At 45.2% G+C, this 16,746-nt stretch carries 18 protein-coding genes; 11 read left to right on the forward strand and 7 right to left on the reverse strand.

Annotated features, from left to right (window positions below):
- Positions 1-315: 315 nt before the first annotated feature.
- Both HOP38_RS17250 and HOP38_RS17255 read left to right on the forward strand, forming a co-directional pair.
- Positions 316-1,161 (forward strand): LysR family transcriptional regulator, encoded by an 846-nt coding sequence (locus HOP38_RS17250; protein ID WP_107306607.1) that lies wholly within the window; start codon positions 316-318, stop codon positions 1,159-1,161.
- Between the two features lie 60 nt (positions 1,162-1,221).
- Complete coding sequence (locus HOP38_RS17255; RefSeq protein WP_006069378.1) at positions 1,222-1,695, forward strand: DM13 domain-containing protein; 474 nt, start codon at positions 1,222-1,224, stop codon at positions 1,693-1,695.
- A 15-nt stretch (positions 1,696-1,710) separates the two neighbouring features.
- Here HOP38_RS17255 and nagA read toward each other — a convergent pair whose 3' ends face one another.
- From nagA to HOP38_RS17270, 3 genes are all read right to left on the reverse strand, one after another.
- On the reverse strand, positions 1,711-2,847 hold the full coding sequence (gene nagA / locus HOP38_RS17260; protein WP_198558572.1) for an N-acetylglucosamine-6-phosphate deacetylase: 1,137 nt from the start codon (positions 2,845-2,847) through the stop codon (positions 1,711-1,713).
- Between the two features lie 65 nt (positions 2,848-2,912).
- On the reverse strand, positions 2,913-3,773 hold the full coding sequence (locus tag HOP38_RS17265) for an N-acetylmannosamine kinase (protein ID WP_198558573.1): 861 nt from the start codon (positions 3,771-3,773) through the stop codon (positions 2,913-2,915).
- The gene (locus tag HOP38_RS17270) at positions 3,754-4,470 is read right to left on the reverse strand and encodes a putative N-acetylmannosamine-6-phosphate 2-epimerase (protein ID WP_088878935.1); all 717 of its coding nucleotides are present in this window, start codon (positions 4,468-4,470) and stop codon (positions 3,754-3,756) included. Before HOP38_RS17270 ends, HOP38_RS17265 begins: the two co-directional genes overlap by 20 nt.
- Positions 4,471-4,718: 248 nt before the next feature.
- Here HOP38_RS17270 and HOP38_RS17275 point away from each other — a divergent pair, with 248 nt between their 5' ends.
- From HOP38_RS17275 to HOP38_RS17310, 8 genes are all read left to right on the forward strand, one after another.
- On the forward strand, positions 4,719-5,684 hold the full coding sequence (locus tag HOP38_RS17275) for a sialic acid TRAP transporter substrate-binding protein SiaP (RefSeq protein ID WP_006075310.1): 966 nt from the start codon (positions 4,719-4,721) through the stop codon (positions 5,682-5,684).
- A 79-nt stretch (positions 5,685-5,763) separates the two neighbouring features.
- Positions 5,764-6,273 (forward strand): TRAP transporter small permease, encoded by a 510-nt coding sequence (locus HOP38_RS17280; protein WP_006075311.1) that lies wholly within the window; start codon positions 5,764-5,766, stop codon positions 6,271-6,273.
- A gap of 9 nt (positions 6,274-6,282) precedes the next feature.
- The gene (gene siaM, locus HOP38_RS17285; RefSeq protein WP_198558574.1) at positions 6,283-7,566 is read left to right on the forward strand and encodes a sialic acid TRAP transporter large permease SiaM; all 1,284 of its coding nucleotides are present in this window, start codon (positions 6,283-6,285) and stop codon (positions 7,564-7,566) included.
- Positions 7,567-7,621: 55 nt separating this feature from the next.
- On the forward strand, positions 7,622-8,509 hold the full coding sequence (locus tag HOP38_RS17290) for a dihydrodipicolinate synthase family protein (RefSeq protein ID WP_198558575.1): 888 nt from the start codon (positions 7,622-7,624) through the stop codon (positions 8,507-8,509).
- A 160-nt stretch (positions 8,510-8,669) separates the two neighbouring features.
- Positions 8,670-9,503 carry a MurR/RpiR family transcriptional regulator gene (locus HOP38_RS17295; protein WP_031493297.1) on the forward strand — a complete coding sequence of 278 codons (834 nt, stop codon included), beginning with the start codon at positions 8,670-8,672 and terminating at the stop codon, positions 9,501-9,503.
- A 188-nt stretch (positions 9,504-9,691) separates the two neighbouring features.
- The gene (locus HOP38_RS17300; RefSeq protein WP_006075316.1) at positions 9,692-10,843 is read left to right on the forward strand and encodes an N-acetylneuraminate epimerase; all 1,152 of its coding nucleotides are present in this window, start codon (positions 9,692-9,694) and stop codon (positions 10,841-10,843) included.
- Between the two features lie 13 nt (positions 10,844-10,856).
- A complete protein-coding gene (locus tag HOP38_RS17305; RefSeq protein ID WP_198558576.1) occupies positions 10,857-11,912 on the forward strand; it encodes a YjhT family mutarotase in 1,056 nt (351 codons plus the stop codon).
- Positions 11,913-12,292: 380 nt separating this feature from the next.
- Positions 12,293-13,624, forward strand: a complete 1,332-nt coding sequence (locus tag HOP38_RS17310; protein ID WP_006075319.1) for an anaerobic C4-dicarboxylate transporter — start codon at positions 12,293-12,295, stop codon at positions 13,622-13,624.
- 79 nt (positions 13,625-13,703) lie between these two features.
- Here the strand turns inward: HOP38_RS17310 and HOP38_RS17315 are convergent, their stop codons facing one another.
- A complete protein-coding gene (locus tag HOP38_RS17315; protein WP_198558577.1) occupies positions 13,704-14,105 on the reverse strand; it encodes a hypothetical protein in 402 nt (133 codons plus the stop codon).
- A 266-nt stretch (positions 14,106-14,371) separates the two neighbouring features.
- Here HOP38_RS17315 and HOP38_RS17320 point away from each other — a divergent pair, with 266 nt between their 5' ends.
- Positions 14,372-14,647, forward strand: coding sequence for a hypothetical protein (locus HOP38_RS17320; RefSeq protein ID WP_198558578.1), 276 nt, complete (start codon positions 14,372-14,374; stop codon positions 14,645-14,647).
- Positions 14,648-14,668: 21 nt separating this feature from the next.
- Here HOP38_RS17320 and HOP38_RS17325 read toward each other — a convergent pair whose 3' ends face one another.
- Genes HOP38_RS17325 through srlA form a run of 3 tightly spaced genes read right to left on the reverse strand, consistent with a single transcriptional unit; the run spans position 14,669 to position 16,572 of the window.
- A complete protein-coding gene (locus tag HOP38_RS17325; RefSeq protein ID WP_006075322.1) occupies positions 14,669-15,028 on the reverse strand; it encodes a PTS glucitol/sorbitol transporter subunit IIA in 360 nt (119 codons plus the stop codon).
- Positions 15,029-15,037: 9 nt separating this feature from the next.
- Complete coding sequence (gene srlE, locus HOP38_RS17330) at positions 15,038-16,015, reverse strand: PTS glucitol/sorbitol transporter subunit IIB (RefSeq protein WP_038230741.1); 978 nt, start codon at positions 16,013-16,015, stop codon at positions 15,038-15,040.
- On the reverse strand, positions 16,012-16,572 hold the full coding sequence (srlA, locus tag HOP38_RS17335) for a PTS glucitol/sorbitol transporter subunit IIC (protein ID WP_306305461.1): 561 nt from the start codon (positions 16,570-16,572) through the stop codon (positions 16,012-16,014). The genes srlE and srlA overlap by 4 nt, the downstream gene beginning before the upstream one ends.
- Between the last annotated feature and the right edge of the window lie 174 nt (positions 16,573-16,746).

Consider the following 16,746-nt stretch of genomic DNA (forward strand, 5'->3'; position numbering starts at 1 on the left):
CGGTTCAACGTTGCAGTTTTGGGAGTAGGCTAAACCACTAAAGATGAGTGCGATTAAAGCCATAATTGAGACAATACGGACATTTTTCATTTTCTCGAAATCTCTTAATTGAATGGAAAAATCACATCCGTGTGTCTATGTTCACCATCTTAACCATAACCTAAGATACGAAAAATAGAGCAAATTTAGCTTTATATATAAATTTAATTTATGTGTTTTAATCTAAATTCGAATCAGCGCACTCCAACTAAGGTCAATTGACAGTCACCTTTGCTCTGCTAGGATAAGAAATAACACTCACTAAATCAGGTCGTTATGGACTTAAATCTACTTACAACTTTTGGCGCGGTTTATCGTCATCGCTCTATAACAATGGCAGCAGAAGAGTTGGAACTGACTCAGCCAGCAGTAAGTGCGGCATTAAAACGATTAGAAGTCGTGGTGGGGAAAACGCTATTTGTCCGTTCTGGACGTGGAATTGCACCAACAGGAGCGGCCGTTGCGTTGGCAGATAAGATTGAGACGCCCCTTGCCATTCTAGAGACCATTGAGAAAAAACAGGAAGTCACTCGAGTCTATTGCAACGAAAGCCTGATGCACCTGCTTTGTGATTTGCCGGGATTGTCGTTTATCGAAACCCCGCTAAGCGAGCAGCAACTTCTCGCTGACATCGATTCGCAGAAAGTCCATCTCGCAATCGACATTGCCACTAGCAAAAGCCAATCACATATCGTTGAAGACATTTTTGATGAGCCTGCGGTGTGTGTTTGCCGAAAAGACCATCCGAATATTGGCACATCACTAACAACGGAACAGTACCTCGAACAACAACATATTGCGCTAAAAATACGTCGTAACAACGTTAACATGATGGATTTTTTAGCAGAAAAACCAATGCCTATAAGAACGATAAAGGCTGAAACAGGGTCCGTTTCAAGTATGTTAGCACTCGCAGCGACAACGGATCTGCTGGGCGCATCAACCTTGTCCTTAGCGAATCACCTCGCGCCCATGCTGGGTCTCAAAGTCATGCCCATTCCCCTTGATATTCGCAATGTGCAATATCGCATGATCTATCACCGTCGATTCGTCAATGATGAGGACCATAAAGCGACGCGAGAAAAAATCATATCAACGATCCAAAATCATCAGTTCCAATGACGTATTGCTTGAACTATGTTTAAGTAAATTAAGATAAAATTATTTGTTCAAGGAGTGAACATGAAGCGAGTTCTGTTACTTTTTAGCCACCTTGCAGCCTTATTCTTTGGGTTTATGTTGGGTATTTATGTCCTGCCGATTCTTACTCAGCCTGATTCCCCCTCAATCGCAAGCGTCACTGCGGATGCCAATCAAATCGTCGTCAAAGGGACATTCGATAAAGACCGACAAGACAGCGATCTTTTTCATTGGGGTGAAGGCGATATCAGTTTTACCAATGACAGCGCTATGTTTATTGGCGAACTTGCTCCGGGGCCTGACTACAAACTGTACCTATCTCCAATATATGTGGAAACGGAAGCGGACTTTAATACTAACAAAGCCAACATGTTACAGGTGGGAGATGTGAAAACCTTCGATAGATTCTTGCTATCGCTGCCAGAAGGCACAGATTTAAGCCAGTACACGGCAGCGATCATTTGGTGTGAAAGCTTTGGCGAGTTTATTACCTCAGCGAAATTACAAGCAAACTAACTTCATAACCAGAAGCTAAGGGTTTAGCGCACCATCAACTAATACCGCATAGGAGCTGTAATCAGAATTAAGTATGGTTGCAGCGGCTCGGTAACCCGGCTTCAAAATACCCACGTCGTCCAGATTAAGCGCCTCGGCTGGATAGGTTGAAGCCATTCTCAATACCTCAGCCTCATTCAGTCCCCAGGCAATGGCATTAGCGACAGACTGGTCCATGCCAATATGCGCACCAGCTAGAGATCCACTTGAGTTCACCAATTTTCCATCTTGTACCGAAATTTCTTCACCATCTAAGACAAAGCGATTGGTTCTACTGCCGACACTCGCCATCGCATCGGTCACAATAAGCAGCTTCCCTTCTGGCTTAAGCTTATGAGCCATCAAAACGTTTTGCGTTGCAACATGAATACCGTCGACAATAATTGAGCACCAAGCATGATCGGTCATCAATGCCGTGCCAACAGTACCCGGCTCACGCCCTTCAAGCGGCGACATCGCATTAAACAAATGCGTAAAACCATTTACTGAAGCAAGTTTTTCTGCCGTTAACTGATGCTGAGTTGCGTTACTGTGCCCACAAGACACCACAACGTGATGCTGCTGTAACCAATTTAGTGCCTGCGTATCGACATTCTCTGCCGCTAACGTGACCAAGCTAACCCCTCGCTCTAACCACGGAAAAGCTTCTAACTGTTCAATCGTTGGGCTATAAAACTTACTGTCATCGTGCGCGCCTTTCTTGTCTTTATTAAGCCAAGGTCCTTCTAGGTGAACACCTAGTACACCTGCCACACCCTGCTCGATCGCACTCTCCGCAGCAATCAACGCCGTTTTCATTTCCTCTGGCGTTGCGCTGATCAAGGTTGGTAATAGATAGGCTGTACCGTGTTGACGATGGGCTCGACAAATAGTGTCTATACCGTCAACAGTTGTATCAGAGTTAAACATGACATCGCCGCCGCCATTCACTTGAATATCGATAAATCCCGGCGCAACAATTTTGTCGCCAACATCAGTAACAATGACTGAGCTAGGCAATGTAGACGTGGGGACTATGTCTACAATCCGGTCTCCTTTCCAAACCAATGCAGAGTCGGAATGGTACTGCTCGCCATCGAAAATCGTCGTGGCTGTGATTGCTCGTATCGTCATTTGTCTATCTATTCCTTCCATCAACAACCTATGAGGCTGTGAAACACTAATTTTTACCCATTTCGCTATGAGAATTGGGCTGCAGCACCCAATAAACATGCATCATAATCACCGGTTGCCTTAACGACATCTACTCGAAATGCTGCTGGCATTGTTTCGATATAGTCCAGAACTAATGGGATGTACACCTCTGTCAGCCCTATTCCTCCACCAAGACAAACAAGATCTAAGTCTAGTGTAGCTTTCAAATTGCAACACAGCTGAGCAACTGCATGCGCACTCTTTTTGATGATGTCCATTGCTTGCGCATTGTCACTGGCGAGTTCAAACAACTCAATATTTGAGATTGTCGGGTGAATAGCTTGACGAGCAGCTCGGTTAATTGCCGTTCCGGAGGCAATGCTTTCAACACAACCACGTTGCCCACAACCACAGACAGGACCATTGATATCAATACTGGTATGGCCGATATGTCCAGCGAGATGCTGACTCCCTTTATACAATTGCCCGTTAAGAACCAAACCACCACCTACACCAGTTGATACCGTTATATAAGCCATATTGTTTACGGGGGTTTTGAGAGAGCGATATTCATACCAAGCAGCCGCTTGAGCATCATTGAGAATAGCAACAGGCTTATCTGTTTGTGCTTCTATCTCTTGATGTAAAGGAAACGGTTGAGGGAAGGCAAGAGTATCGGGATTAATAGAAGTAATGCCTTCCGGTTTCACCCATCCCGTAGTAGAAATCCCAATCTGTGTGACTTGGTGTATCCATGACGGACACTGTAGAAGAATTTGACTAGCAAACTCTTGTACACATGTCGTCTCAGGCGTCGCTAGCTGAGCACGCTCTATCAGTTCACCATTTTGAACCAATCCTAGAGCGACTTTAGTACCACCAATATCAATAGCTAACGTGCTCATACTGTTTCACCTCTGCTTGAGTTGCCGCATTGAACCATTGAGTCACCACTTCTAATCTTGTCAGTGCAGAGCCTACTGTAACGGCTATCGCACCATTGGCAATCGCTTTTGCTGCTAACTCAGGCGTATTGTATCGCCCTTCTGCCATGGTAAAGAAGCCTTCGGCTGCAAATCTTCGAACTAGATTTAGATCGGGCTCGGTAGGCTCTTCGCCCCCCACATAGCCTGACAACGTCGAACCAATGATTTCCACACCTTGCTCATAAGCCCAAGCGCCATCCTCAAAACATGAACAATCCGCCATACCAAAACAAGGCGTGCGTTGAATGGCATCTACAATCACCGCTCTAGATTCAGGACGAACTCGACTGGTTGCATCAAACGCAATAATTGTTGCGCCCGCGGCCGCTAGCGCTTCCACATCCTCAACATAAGGAGTAATTCTAACTGGACTGTCAATAAGGTCACGTTTCACGATACCGATAATTGGTATAGTCACATTAGCTGCTACAGCCGCAACATTTTTAACACCTTCGATACGTAAAGCTTTGGCACCCGCTTGCTGCGCAGCTAGAGCCATGGCAACAATAAATTCGGTTTTCTCGAGTGGACTTCCGACAACTGGCTGAATAGATACTACCGTTTGCCCACGCAATTGCTCTTTTAATTCTCTGATTTTTAGACTTTTATCTCTCACTTCGAGCCTCTCGTCTTATGTTGGCGTCAACGAAATATTGGACATGCTTCCTTGTCCCAAAACCGCTTAACGAGTCTTTAAACAGATAAGTTAGGCTAAATTTTGTCCGTGATCACAGTTTGTGAAAAGTTGATTTGAAAATAATCTTCACGACCATAATAATCCATAACGAAGATTTTTTTCAAACAAAATAAAATTTTTTTTTGAAACTCGCGAATCTCGCCAAACAATGGACAAAAGGGAAGAACATGAAAGCTATAAATAAAATTACTATCGCTATGCTGACATTAGGATGTGCAGTTTCAGTACAAGCGGCGACAACACTTAAGATGGGCATGCAAGCCTCTGTTGGATCTGTGGAATATACCTCTGCGAAACTTCTTGCCGATACAGTAGAAGAGATGAGTAACGGCGACATTAAAATTGCTTTATACCCTAGCGCGCAACTTGGTGATGACCGCGCTATGCTTCAGCAATTAACCCTTGGCGATCTCGATATTACTTACGCTGAATTTGGCCGTATGGGTCTATGGATCCCACGAGCAGAAGCAGTAACCCTACCTTACGTTGCCAAAGACTACGAACACCTACGTCGCATGTTTGATTCAGATTTTGGTCAAGGCGTACGTGAAGAAATGCTGACTAAATTCAACTGGCGTGCTCTAGATACTTGGTACAACGGTACTCGTGAAACCACCTCTAACCGTCCTCTAAACACGATTGAAGATTTCAAAGGTCTGAAGCTACGCGTTCCTAACGCTAAACCGAACCTAAACTACGCAAAACTTTCTGGTGCTTCACCAACACCAATGGCGTTCTCAGAAGTGTATCTAGCACTGCAAACCAACGCGGTTGACGGTCAAGAAAACCCATTACCAACCATTAAGACAATGAAGTTCTACGAAGTTCAGGACAACCTCGCCATTACTAACCACATTGTTAACGACCAAATGGTGATTATTTCTGAGTCAACATGGCAAAAACTGTCTGATGCCGATAAGAAGATCATTACTGACGCAGTAGCAAAAGCGGGAGCCGCTCATACCGCATCGGTTAAAAAACAAGAAGCAGAGCTTATCTCTTTCTTTGAATCTGAGGGCGTGAAAGTCACTTACCCTGATCTCGCACCATTCCGTGAAGCAATGCAGCCTCTATATACGGAATTCGAAGAAAAGATTGGCGAGCCTATCGTTAAGAAACTTGCTGCAATGTAATTGCCGCAATCAATTCGACGTTCGCTTGAATTGAAGTTGTAATCTCGGCTGGCCGATTTGGTCAGCCTTGGAGCCTAAAATGATACGCAAAATATTTGATAATATTGAAGAAATCATAACAGTGCCGCTGATGGCTGCCCTGTTAGTGGTGCTGACTTGGCAAATAGGAACACGCTGGTTGCTGAACGATCCTTCTTTGTGGAGTGAGGAATTAGCTCGTGTGCTGTTTATGTATATGTCACTCATCGGTTGCGCGATGGCCATCAAACGAGGCACCCACGTCAACATCACCTTTTTCTCGGATAAGCTTCCACAAAATATCCGTTATTCATTAGTAATCGCACTCGAACTCGCTGTGTTGGTGTCCATTTTCGCCATCATTTACCTCGGGTATCAGCACGTACAACGTACTGCTTTCTTTGAACTCATCACCTTAGGCATTTCTAGTAAATGGATGAACTACAGCCTACCTCTTGGTGGCGTGTTCATGGTCGTCCGACAGTTACAAAAGATCTTCTCGATTGGAGCTGAGTTTAAACAAGCTAAAAGCGAAGACGCTTCTAGCTCATCGCAAGTTGCCCAGAGGTAAGGAGTTCTCATGGCAGGTTCAATTTTCGGCTGGCTAGCGCTGTTATTTGCAGGTATGCCCGTTGGCTTCTCACTGATATTTGTTGCTTTAGTATTCTTGGTATTAACCAACAGTACTGGAATCAACTTTGCAGCTCAGCAAATGCTTGGCGGCATTGATAACTTTACGTTACTCGCAGTACCGTTCTTTGTTCTCACTGGACACTTGATGAACAGCGCGGGAATAACCGAACGTATTTTCAACTTTGCTAAATCTATGGTCGGCCACGTGACCGGTAGCTTAGGGCATGTAAACATCATGGCAAGCTTACTGTTCTCTGGTATGTCTGGCTCTGCTCTCGCGGATGCCGGCGGCTTAGGTCAGCTTGAAATCAAATCCATGCGCGACGCAAAGTATCATGATGACTTTGCAGGTGGTTTAACCGCAGCATCTTGTATCATCGGGCCGCTAGTACCGCCGTCTGTGCCACTTGTTATTTATGGTGTAGTTTCCAATACCTCTATTGGTGCGCTGTTCTTGGCGGGCGCAGTTCCCGGCATCCTATGTTGTGGTGCGTTAATGGTGATGAGCTACTTCATCTGTAAAAAACGCGGTTACATGACGCTACCAAAAGCAACTCGCAAAGAGCAGTTTAAGTCGCTAAAAGAAGCCTTTTTATCCCTGCTTACACCCGTGATCATCATCGGTGGTATTTTCTCAGGTAAATTCACACCAACAGAAGCAGCGGTCGTATCCTCTCTTTACGCTCTGTTTTTGGGTACGGTGGTATACAAGCAGCTCACACTCTCAGGTTTCGTCGACATTCTAAAAGAAACTGTCAATACCACGGCTGTTGTTGCGCTTATGGTTATGGGCGTCACCGTCTTCGGTTGGATTGTCGCTCGTGAACAATTACCGCAAATGCTAGCAGACTATTTCCTAACCATCAGTGATAACCCACTGGTACTGCTTCTTCTGATTAACCTATTACTGCTGTTCCTAGGAACCTTTATTGAATCACTAGCGTTATTGCTGTTGTTGGTACCATTCCTCGTACCGGTTGCGGCGGCTGTTGGGATCGATCCTGTTCACTTCGGTGTGATGGCTATTCTTAACCTTATGATTGGTATTTTGACACCACCAATGGGTATGGCGTTGTATGTTGTATCTCGCGTTGGTGACATTCCATTCCATGTATTAACCCGAGGCGTTATCCCTCTTCTAGTGCCACTGTTCATCGTACTGGCATTAGTAGCAATCTTCCCTCAAGTGACGCTTTTCTTACCAGAGCTGTTCTTAGGATACGGACAATAACAATTACGCAGGCCAGCATTGGCCTGCCATTAATCGCAATTTGAAGGCCAATAAAATGAGAAAACTACAAGGACTTATCGCAGCACCACACACTCCTTTTGATGCAAGTAATCGAGTGAACTTTGCTGCGATTGACCAAATCGCAGAACTGCTTGTAGAGCAAGGTGTAACAGGCGCATACGTTTGTGGCACAACTGGTGAAGGTATTCACTGCTCCGTTGAAGAACGTAAAGCCATCGCTGAGCGTTGGGTAACAGCATCAAAAGGTCAGTTAGACCTGATTGTTCATACTGGCGCATTGAGTATTGTAGATTCCTTGGAGCTAACCAAGCACGCAGAGACCCTCGACATTATGGCAACATCTGCCATTGGTCCATGCTTCTTTAAACCTGGTTCAGTTGAAGACTTAGTGGACTACTGCGCCCAAATAGCGGCCGCTGCACCTTCAAAAGGCTTCTACTACTATCATTCAGGAATGTCAGGGGTCAATTTAGATCTTGAGCAGTTCCTAATCCAAGGTGATCAGAAAATTCCAAACCTTCTAGGTGCAAAATTTAATCACATGGACCTTTACGAATATCAACGCTGCATGCGAGTTGCTGATGGAAAATTTGATATCCCGTTTGGCGTAGATGAGTTCTTACCAGCAGGTCTTGCCGTAGGCGCAGTGGGCGCAGTGGGCAGTACCTACAATTACGCTGCTCCGCTTTATTTGGAGATTATTGAAGCTTTCAATCAAGGCGATCAACCACGTGTAACAGCACTCATGGATAAAGTCATTGCTATTATTCGTATTCTTGTAGAGTATGGCGGCGTTGCCGCTGGTAAGGCAGCAATGGAAATTCATGGTATCGATGCTGGTGACCCGCGCTCACCAATTCGAGCATTGACCGCGGCTCAAAAAGCGGATGTGGTAGCGAAAATGCGAGACATCGGCTTTTAACGCCTACGCGCACAAAAGGAGGCAGTTGCCTCCTTTTTGGGCTTTCAGGCAAACCGTATATCATTTCTCTATGAAATGCCGCGAATTATATTAATTGTTGGTGTTAAACCGTTAGGGAGTCTGATATTTTTAATCTAGGTACAAGAATTAAGGGGATACCGTGGGATCACCGAACAATCTGCTGGTTCGTTTGCGCTCCAACATGGAACCACTCAGTAAGAAATTAAGACAAGTCGCGGACTACATTCTTGAGAATGCTCATGAAGTGCAGTTCCAGACCATCACAGATCTTGCTCGAAATACCCAAACCAGTGAAGCGACTGTAGTACGTCTTTGCCGCGATATGGGTTACAAAGGTTATTCCGACTTCCGTATGGCCTTAGCAGTCGACCTAAGCCAAAACGCCAGTAAGTCTGCTCCTGTTAAAGATGGTGACATCTGCGATATTTCGGCAAGCAGTGCGGTTGATAGTCTCCAAGATACTGCAAAGCTGATTGACAGAAAGGCCCTGGATAGGATTTGTACTTTGGTACATTCCGCCGACTTTATTGGTTGTGTCGGTGTAGGCGCATCAAGCATCGTGGGTCGATACCTAGCTTACCGACTTATCCGAATCGGTAAGAAAGCGATTATGTACGAAGACACTCACTTAGCAGCCATGAATGCTAGCCGCTCTACACAAGGGGACTTGTGGTTTTCTGTATCAAGTTCAGGCTCCACCAAAGAAGTCGTTCATGCAGCAAAGCAGGCGTTCAGTAAAAATGTCCCTGTGGTTGCACTAACTAACATTAATCACAGTCCGCTCTCGGCAATTTCAACGGAAATGTTAGTAGCAGCTAGACCGGAAGGCCCCTTAACTGGTGGGGCATTTGCTTCCAAAGTAGGCGCTTTATTATTGGTGGATGTCCTCGTCAATTCACTTTTGGACAAGTACCCTGAATACAGTGACTCTGTTATGGAAACCGCCGAAGTTGTGGTACCACTCATGTCATAAACGCTAGCAAATCTCCATTTTTAAGCCCATCTTTTGATGGGCTTTTTGTTGCAGGAAAAACCTTCCCAATCATGATTAGATAAAAATTATTTTTATTGTTAACTTGATCAAAGAATATTTTCTTCAAAGATCGATAATGTGTATACATTTTGGCCAAACAGGCCATCACCTATCGATAAGGAAATATCATGAAGACAAGGAACTCGCTTTTTGCACTCGCTCTTTCATCATTGATTGTCACTGGCAACACTCTCGCATCTGAGTCATGGCCAGATTTACCCGAAGGCATCAAAAGCGGCGTCAGTGCACAGATAGGCGACAAAGTGTATGCCGGTCTTGGTTCCTCTGGCAGCGCATTCTATTTGCTCGACCTCGCTAATATCGACAAGGGTTGGCAAAAGCAGGCCGACTTTATAGGCCCCGCAAGAAATGGCGCGACGGCAACCGCGGTTAACGACAAGATCTATATTTTTGGAGGCGCAGGAAAAGAGCAGGCTGATGCCACCTCTCCTATTTTGTTCGACACGGTTTATCAGTTCGACACCACGAACGACACCTGGTCTCAAGTAAAAAGTACCAGCCCAGTTGGTTTACTTGGCGCCGCTTCGTATTCTCCTAACGGTAGTCAGATTGTTTTCTTCGGCGGCTATAACAAAGCCTATTTCGATCAGTATCTTTACGACATCAACACCACCGATAAGAAAGCGCAGCCAGACAAATGGCAATCCATTGTCGACAACTACATGGGCATGGCACCTCGAGATTACAAATGGAACGATAAAGTCGTTAGCTACAACCCAGAAACGAATCAATGGAATACCCTAATTGTTTCGCCTTATCTGCCGAACTGTGGCAGCGCGTTAGTATCCAATGGCAATACTGCCACGCTGGTCAGCGGTGAAATCAAGCCAGGACTTAGAACCGCAGAAGTAAAACAGTTTAACTTTGGCGCGGCGCAACCGTGGAAAAGTCTTCACTCTCTTCCTGCACCTCAATCCTCAAATGTACAAGAAGGTGTAGCGGGTGCTTTTAGTGGCGAATCAAACGGCGTGGTTTTGGTCGCAGGTGGTGCCAACTTCCACGGCGCTAAGCACGCCTTTGAACAAGGCAAACTTTTCGCTCATAACGGCTTTAGTAAAGCATTCAATCCTGAGATTTATGTCCTGAAAGACAACTTATGGCAGCAAGCAAACAATCTCCCTGAAGGCTCCGCCTACGGCGCATCATTTACCACACCAAAGGGTGTGCTGATCGCAGGTGGTGAAATGGCTGACCGCTCAGCAAGCAAAAAAGTGTATCTGCTGAGCTGGAATGGCAAATCTGTTGATATTCAAGATTAGGAAATAACCCAAAATGACTATCTGTTTGACCGCATTACCACCCCTACCTATCTCAATGAAAAACGGTATTGGAGGACTGCTTGGCCGCCGCCTCTATACTGGCCTAGGCAGCGCAGGGAAGCGTTTTTATTATTTGGATATGGATGACGTTGAGCTTGGTTGGCAACTCGCTCAGCCCTTTCCAGGATGCGATCGCAACGATGCCGCTAGCGTAACAACAGACACAGGGATCTATGTGTTCTCAGGCGCAGGTAAAATGGACACAGACCCTCACATCCGCGTGCTGACAGATAGTTATTTTTTCTCTAAAGAGACGCAAACGTGGTCCAAGCTCGATACTACCATACCGGTAGGATTACTCGGTGCCAGTGCCACTTCGATTTCAGACCACCAGCTCATTTTCATTGGAGGATATTGCAAAAAAACGTTCGATTCGTTGTTCGCTAGACTCTCTAAGGTCAGCTCTGCCACTGATGAGCGCTCAATATTAGACTCATTTATGTCTCAACCCATCGAGGCCTACGGTTGGAATCCGCATATCTGGATGTTCGATACTCGGACACTCCGTTGGTCAAAGCTAGCAGATAACCCCTATTTGCCTAATTGTGGCGCAGGACTGATAGAGAAAGATCAACAAATTCTGCTCATTGAAGGTGAGATCAAACCGGGTCTAAGAAGTTTAGAAACCAAACGATTCCAAATTAGAGCTAACGGATCCGTTGAATGTGATTTACTGCCCACCATTGTCCAAAATGAACCAAAACATGAGGGGATAGCTGGGGGTTTTGTGGGACTCATCGACAACATACCCACCGTCGCAGGAGGCGCTTTTTTTGTTGGCAGCCAACAACGCTTTCAACAAGGGCACTTATTCAGCCATCAAGGGCTTGTAAAACACTATAGCAACGCCATTTGGCAACTCAATGGATCTCAATGGAACAAAATTGGAAACCTTAGCGACGGACAGGCGTACGGAGTGAGTGTATCCATTGATAATGGTATCGCCATACTAGGAGGAGAAAACCAACAGGGAGAATCCATAACTGACTGTTTTATCATGAGTAATTAGAAAGCTGTGATGCTAATTCCAATTAGAAAATTAATAACCAAATGTCCGATGCACACTAACAATAAATTGACAGAGAAAACCGTTTCTATTCGCATAGTGTTTGAGCCTTAAACACCTAGTTGGCGCATTTGCGCATAGACACAGAGGCAGTACGCTCCCCCTTGTACTGCCTCTTATTTTTCAGTTGTGCAACCAATCAAATACCCAGTAAATACACCTAGATTACACCCTATTTACTTCCTCTCTCTATAACGTGACCGAACTTATAAAATCAGCTTTCCATTTTTCATTCAATACGTTGTGTGATCTTTATGTCAAATAGCCATAACTTTTATATGGATAATATTGAGAGTGTTACAAATTGTAAATGGGAAATATTAATGCTCTATTTTGAATTTATGTTCCTGCTCTTGATGCTCTATATCGGGTCAAGAAAAGGGGGAATCGGCTTAGGTGTAGTCTCCGGCATAGGTCTCACCATTGAAGTCTTTATCTTTAAGATGCCGCCAACCTCTCCTCCGGTCACAGTCATGTTGATCATTCTGGCGGTTGTGACGTGCGCATCTATCTTAGAAGCAGCTGGGGGACTAAAGTTTATGCTGCAAGTAGCAGAGCGCTTGCTGCGTAAGAATCCGAAACGCGTGACACTCATAGCACCTTTTGTGACTTACAGTATGACCTTCTTGCTAGGAACTGGTCACGCAGTCTACTCCATCATGCCGATTATCGGTGATGTTGCGTTAAAGAACGGTATTCGTCCAGAACGCCCGATGGCTGCAGCTTCGGTAGCTTCGCAAATTGCCATTACCGCTTCACCTATTTCTGCCGCAGTCGTGTATTACCTCGCACAATTATCGGATCTACGACCAGATATTACCTTGCTGTCCATACTCATGGTCACCGTTCCCGCTACTTTATTCGGCACACTTTTGATGTCACTTTATAGTATGAAACGAGGCAAGGAATTAGAGGACGATCCTGAATATCAAGCTCGCTTAAAAGACCCTGAATGGCGCGAGCGCATTTTGAACACAACGGCGACGTCGTTAGACGAAGTTCTACCTACATCAGCACGTAACTCGGTCTTACTATTTTTACTGTCTATCGTCGTCATCGTTATTATTGCAATGGTTCCTGAAGTGAGAACCATTGGCGACGCGGCAAAGCCAATCAGTATGGCCGTCATTATTCAAATGATGATGCTCTGCTTCGGCGGTATCATTCTGCTCGCAACCAAAACAGATCCACGCCATGTGCCGAATGGTGTGGTCTTCAAATCAGGCATGGTCGCCGCCATTGCGATCTTTGGTATCGCTTGGATGTCAGACACTTACTTCCAATATGCAATGCCACAGTTTAAATCAGGGATCGTCGAAATGGTAACGGATTACCCTTGGACGTTTGCATTGGCACTCTTCATTGTATCGGTTGTTGTTAATTCGCAAGCAGCCACTGCTCGAATGATGCTTCCTGTGGGTTTAGGACTGGGGTTGGATCCTGCACTGCTCATTGGTTTAATGCCAGCGGTCTATGGATATTTCTTCATTCCAAACTATCCATCGGATATCGCAACCGTGAATTTCGATTCTTCCGGTACCACTAAGATCGGTAAATGGTACTTCAACCATTCCTTTATGAGTGTCGGTTTAATAGGCGTCGTTGCCGCCTGTTGCGCGGGTTACATTCTCGGTCAAATGGTTATTGGATACTAATCTAGCTACCTAAGTCATCTCACTAAAATGCAAAAACGGTGACCTTGATACGGTCACCGTTTAGTATTCTCGTTGAGACCTAGAATTTCCAGGACACACCCAAGTCAACACCCACACCAACATCAACGCCATCTTTAAATTTGACTTCTGGCGTAGCAAATAAGTCAACATCAAGGTTTTTAACTGGCTCCCAACGGAGTCCCACAGGCGTATGCACGTCGACACGTTCGCTATTCCAGTTATAACCCACACCACCCTCAACGAACCAGCTGATATTGTGCTCTTGAGATAGTGGCTTCTGTAAAAACGCCATACCACCGTTTACGTAGTTATCGTTAACACCAATGATAATGTTGTCAAACTGGAACGTAATACCACGTTTGGTATCAGCGCCTAGCTCGAAAGCCTGTGCAGTGGTCGCCATTAGCGCCAAAATACCGGTTGTTGCAACTAGAGCGTGTTTGATAAGTGTGTTTTTCAATGTTGTAACCTCAGTAAGGCCATCCTGAGCAATGTATTCCTTGAGTTTATGAATCTACTCAAAATCGAGTAATGTCGTTTGATGCAGGTATTCTATTCAAACGACTCATAGCGACTTACCATTTTGTGCCACGCGGTTCAGAAAGTGCGCGCTACCTATTCCTAGATCTATAAAACTCATTAATATCTCAACCCTAGCTCGGCTCATACATTTGCCAAACCACTTTCATTACACTGCCCATCTAATGAAGCAACGAGAGATAGCCAATGATAACGACCAACCACAACTCTAGCGGTTTGCCATCAAGGACTATGGGAATCACCAGCCTATCCGAGGACTGGATTGGAGAACAGATACGCCTCATTAGACAGGGAGTCGAACAGAAGCAAGGACAAAACAAAGAAAAGATAAACAAAGCGTGCCAAAGCTGGGAAACCCTACTCGACCATGGCCTCACACCAGCAACTATTCATCACCTCGCTGACACCACTCCCGCCGATTTGATGTTTCTTAGGTACTATGCGATTACACCAGAGAAGTAACGCGTCGTTCCAATTAACACACTAACCAAAAATCAACGACACACCCGATTCCAGCTGCGGTTTTTTCCTTCCAAGTACATGGACCGTACCTGCGAGGTCTGGAGTGAGGTTTCCGTCAAACTTAATAGTGATATGACCTAGGTTTTTCAGGTTGGTATTTGCCGCACTGCCCACAGAGGTCACAACATAAGGCTCCTCATCAATCAATAAGGTGCTTTCAGTAGACAGTTCGCCGGAGTACTCCGCTTGATCATGAATAAAGCAATAGTCAGCCACATCTTCTGGCGCAGAATCATTAAACAGTATCAACATATCATCTTGAAGCGCCTCTTGTGCAAACTCTCCGACGCTCACAATATTGGCTCGAAATTGATAACCCATCATCATCCCTTATTGATAAATAAACATTGAGACGAACCAAGCAAACAGGACTGTTGGAGCCCCCGTCAGGAAGCGAGAATAAAGCACCGAAGGCACACCAATTTCTACCGTTTCTTGCTTAGCTTCTGCCAGTCCAAGTCCTACAGGTATAAAATCACACGCAGCTTGAGCGTTAATTGCAAACAGAGCTGGAAGCGCCAAATGAGGCGGAATATGTCCCGCACCAATTTGTACCCCAACTAACACACCAATGACTTGAGCGATCACTGCGCCAGGGCCTAAAAATGGAGAAAGCAACGGAAAAGAGCAGATCAATGCCAACGTCACCAGTCCCAAAGGATTCTGTGCCAACGGCGACAGCAGGTTGGCAATCACATCACCAATCCCCGATGCCATGATGACGCCAATCAGCATGGAAACAAATGCCATAAAGGGCAGAATAGTTTTAAGCACCGTGTCGATAGTGTCGCGGCCAGCTTGATAAAAAACCGACATGACCGAGCCCATGCCAACCCCGACCTTAGCGATCAGCCCGTCCGACTGGGCGCTTAACTTCTGAGACGTATCGTATTGAGGAGGCGTCTCAGATTGGCTAACCGGCTCAGCGTGGCTATTGGATTCACCTTCAACCAATTCGATACACTGAGGAGTTACCGAAGAGGCATAGATATCTGCTTTGATGAATTGAGCAAGAGGACCACTTTGCCCTGTCGCGTGGATGTTTAATGTCGGGATGCCTTTTTTAGGATACAGCCCACATCGCAACGTTCCTCCGCAGTCGACAACCGCTAATGCAACATCCTCATCTTCAAGCACCTGTCTAAAACCGTCGACACTCTCCAATCCCGTTAGATTTTCTAAGGCAGTGACCAAATCAGGTTTGGTTCCTCCGGTCACGTAGAGAATTTTCTTTCCGGCAATAATAGGCACAAACAGTGGACCACCCCAGCCTCCATTTCCCGCAGAGACTTTTAACATCATGCTCATGAGCCCTCCTTAGAAATTTCGACCTTGTCAGATAGCGCCCTGCCTTGTTGTTTGCAGATGATGCTTGTCGTCAAATCAGTGATCCAACCTCGAAAAAAGTTAGTCACTAAACCAACAAACAAATAGCTGACAGCAAGCGGGGCCAACGGCAGATTAAGCTGAGTGATTCCAGCAGCAATACCTAAATAGATAAATAACTCCCCCGGATTGACGTGAGGGAACATGCCGTTCATGGAGTGACAACTGTAAGATGCAGCCGCGTAATAAGAGGGTTTGTACTTTTCAGGAAGAAAACGTCCAAGACTTAGTGTCATTGGATTACAAAAAATGAAAGTCCCAATAAAAGGTAAAACCAAATAACGAGATACTGGATTGCCTGCACACTTTGTCGCTAACCTTTCAATTCTATGTTGACCAATAAAACGAATAAGTGCATTCATGGCGACAAGCAGACAGACCAATAACGGCAAGATGCCAGTGACCATATCAGAAAGAACCTCGCCCCCTTTTTCGAATAGTCCAATAAACCATTCTGCGCCTAGAATCATGTAGTCCAAAGTTATCCTCCTTACACTTTGAACCATATTGTTCCTCTTATCATTATCAAAATGAAAGAAATATACTTTCGCAACGTGAAGGGAGTCACCAATTAACTTTTTATGTGAAAAAATATATCACTTAATGTAAAAGTAAATGCGTAAACAAGGAAGAGTTTTGCGACGGAGATACTG

The organism is Vibrio mediterranei (assembly GCF_013364395.1).
GTDB lineage: Bacteria > Pseudomonadota > Gammaproteobacteria > Enterobacterales > Vibrionaceae > Vibrio > Vibrio mediterranei.

Coding starts and splice junctions, on each gene's coding strand:
- HOP38_RS17250 (WP_107306607.1), top strand. CDS start 316: ATGGACTTAAATCTACTTACAACTTTTGGCGCGGTTTATCGTCATCGC.
- HOP38_RS17255 (WP_006069378.1), top strand. CDS start 1,222: ATGAAGCGAGTTCTGTTACTTTTTAGCCACCTTGCAGCCTTATTCTTT.
- nagA (WP_198558572.1), bottom strand. CDS start 2,847: ATGACGATACGAGCAATCACAGCCACGACGATTTTCGATGGCGAGCAG.
- HOP38_RS17265 (WP_198558573.1), bottom strand. CDS start 3,773: ATGAGCACGTTAGCTATTGATATTGGTGGTACTAAAGTCGCTCTAGGA.
- HOP38_RS17275 (WP_006075310.1), top strand. CDS start 4,719: ATGAAAGCTATAAATAAAATTACTATCGCTATGCTGACATTAGGATGT.
- HOP38_RS17280 (WP_006075311.1), top strand. CDS start 5,764: ATGATACGCAAAATATTTGATAATATTGAAGAAATCATAACAGTGCCG.
- siaM (WP_198558574.1), top strand. CDS start 6,283: ATGGCAGGTTCAATTTTCGGCTGGCTAGCGCTGTTATTTGCAGGTATG.
- HOP38_RS17290 (WP_198558575.1), top strand. CDS start 7,622: ATGAGAAAACTACAAGGACTTATCGCAGCACCACACACTCCTTTTGAT.
- HOP38_RS17300 (WP_006075316.1), top strand. CDS start 9,692: ATGAAGACAAGGAACTCGCTTTTTGCACTCGCTCTTTCATCATTGATT.
- HOP38_RS17305 (WP_198558576.1), top strand. CDS start 10,857: ATGACTATCTGTTTGACCGCATTACCACCCCTACCTATCTCAATGAAA.
- HOP38_RS17310 (WP_006075319.1), top strand. CDS start 12,293: ATGCTCTATTTTGAATTTATGTTCCTGCTCTTGATGCTCTATATCGGG.
- HOP38_RS17320 (WP_198558578.1), top strand. CDS start 14,372: ATGATAACGACCAACCACAACTCTAGCGGTTTGCCATCAAGGACTATG.
- HOP38_RS17325 (WP_006075322.1), bottom strand. CDS start 15,028: ATGGGTTATCAATTTCGAGCCAATATTGTGAGCGTCGGAGAGTTTGCA.
- srlE (WP_038230741.1), bottom strand. CDS start 16,015: ATGAGCATGATGTTAAAAGTCTCTGCGGGAAATGGAGGCTGGGGTGGT.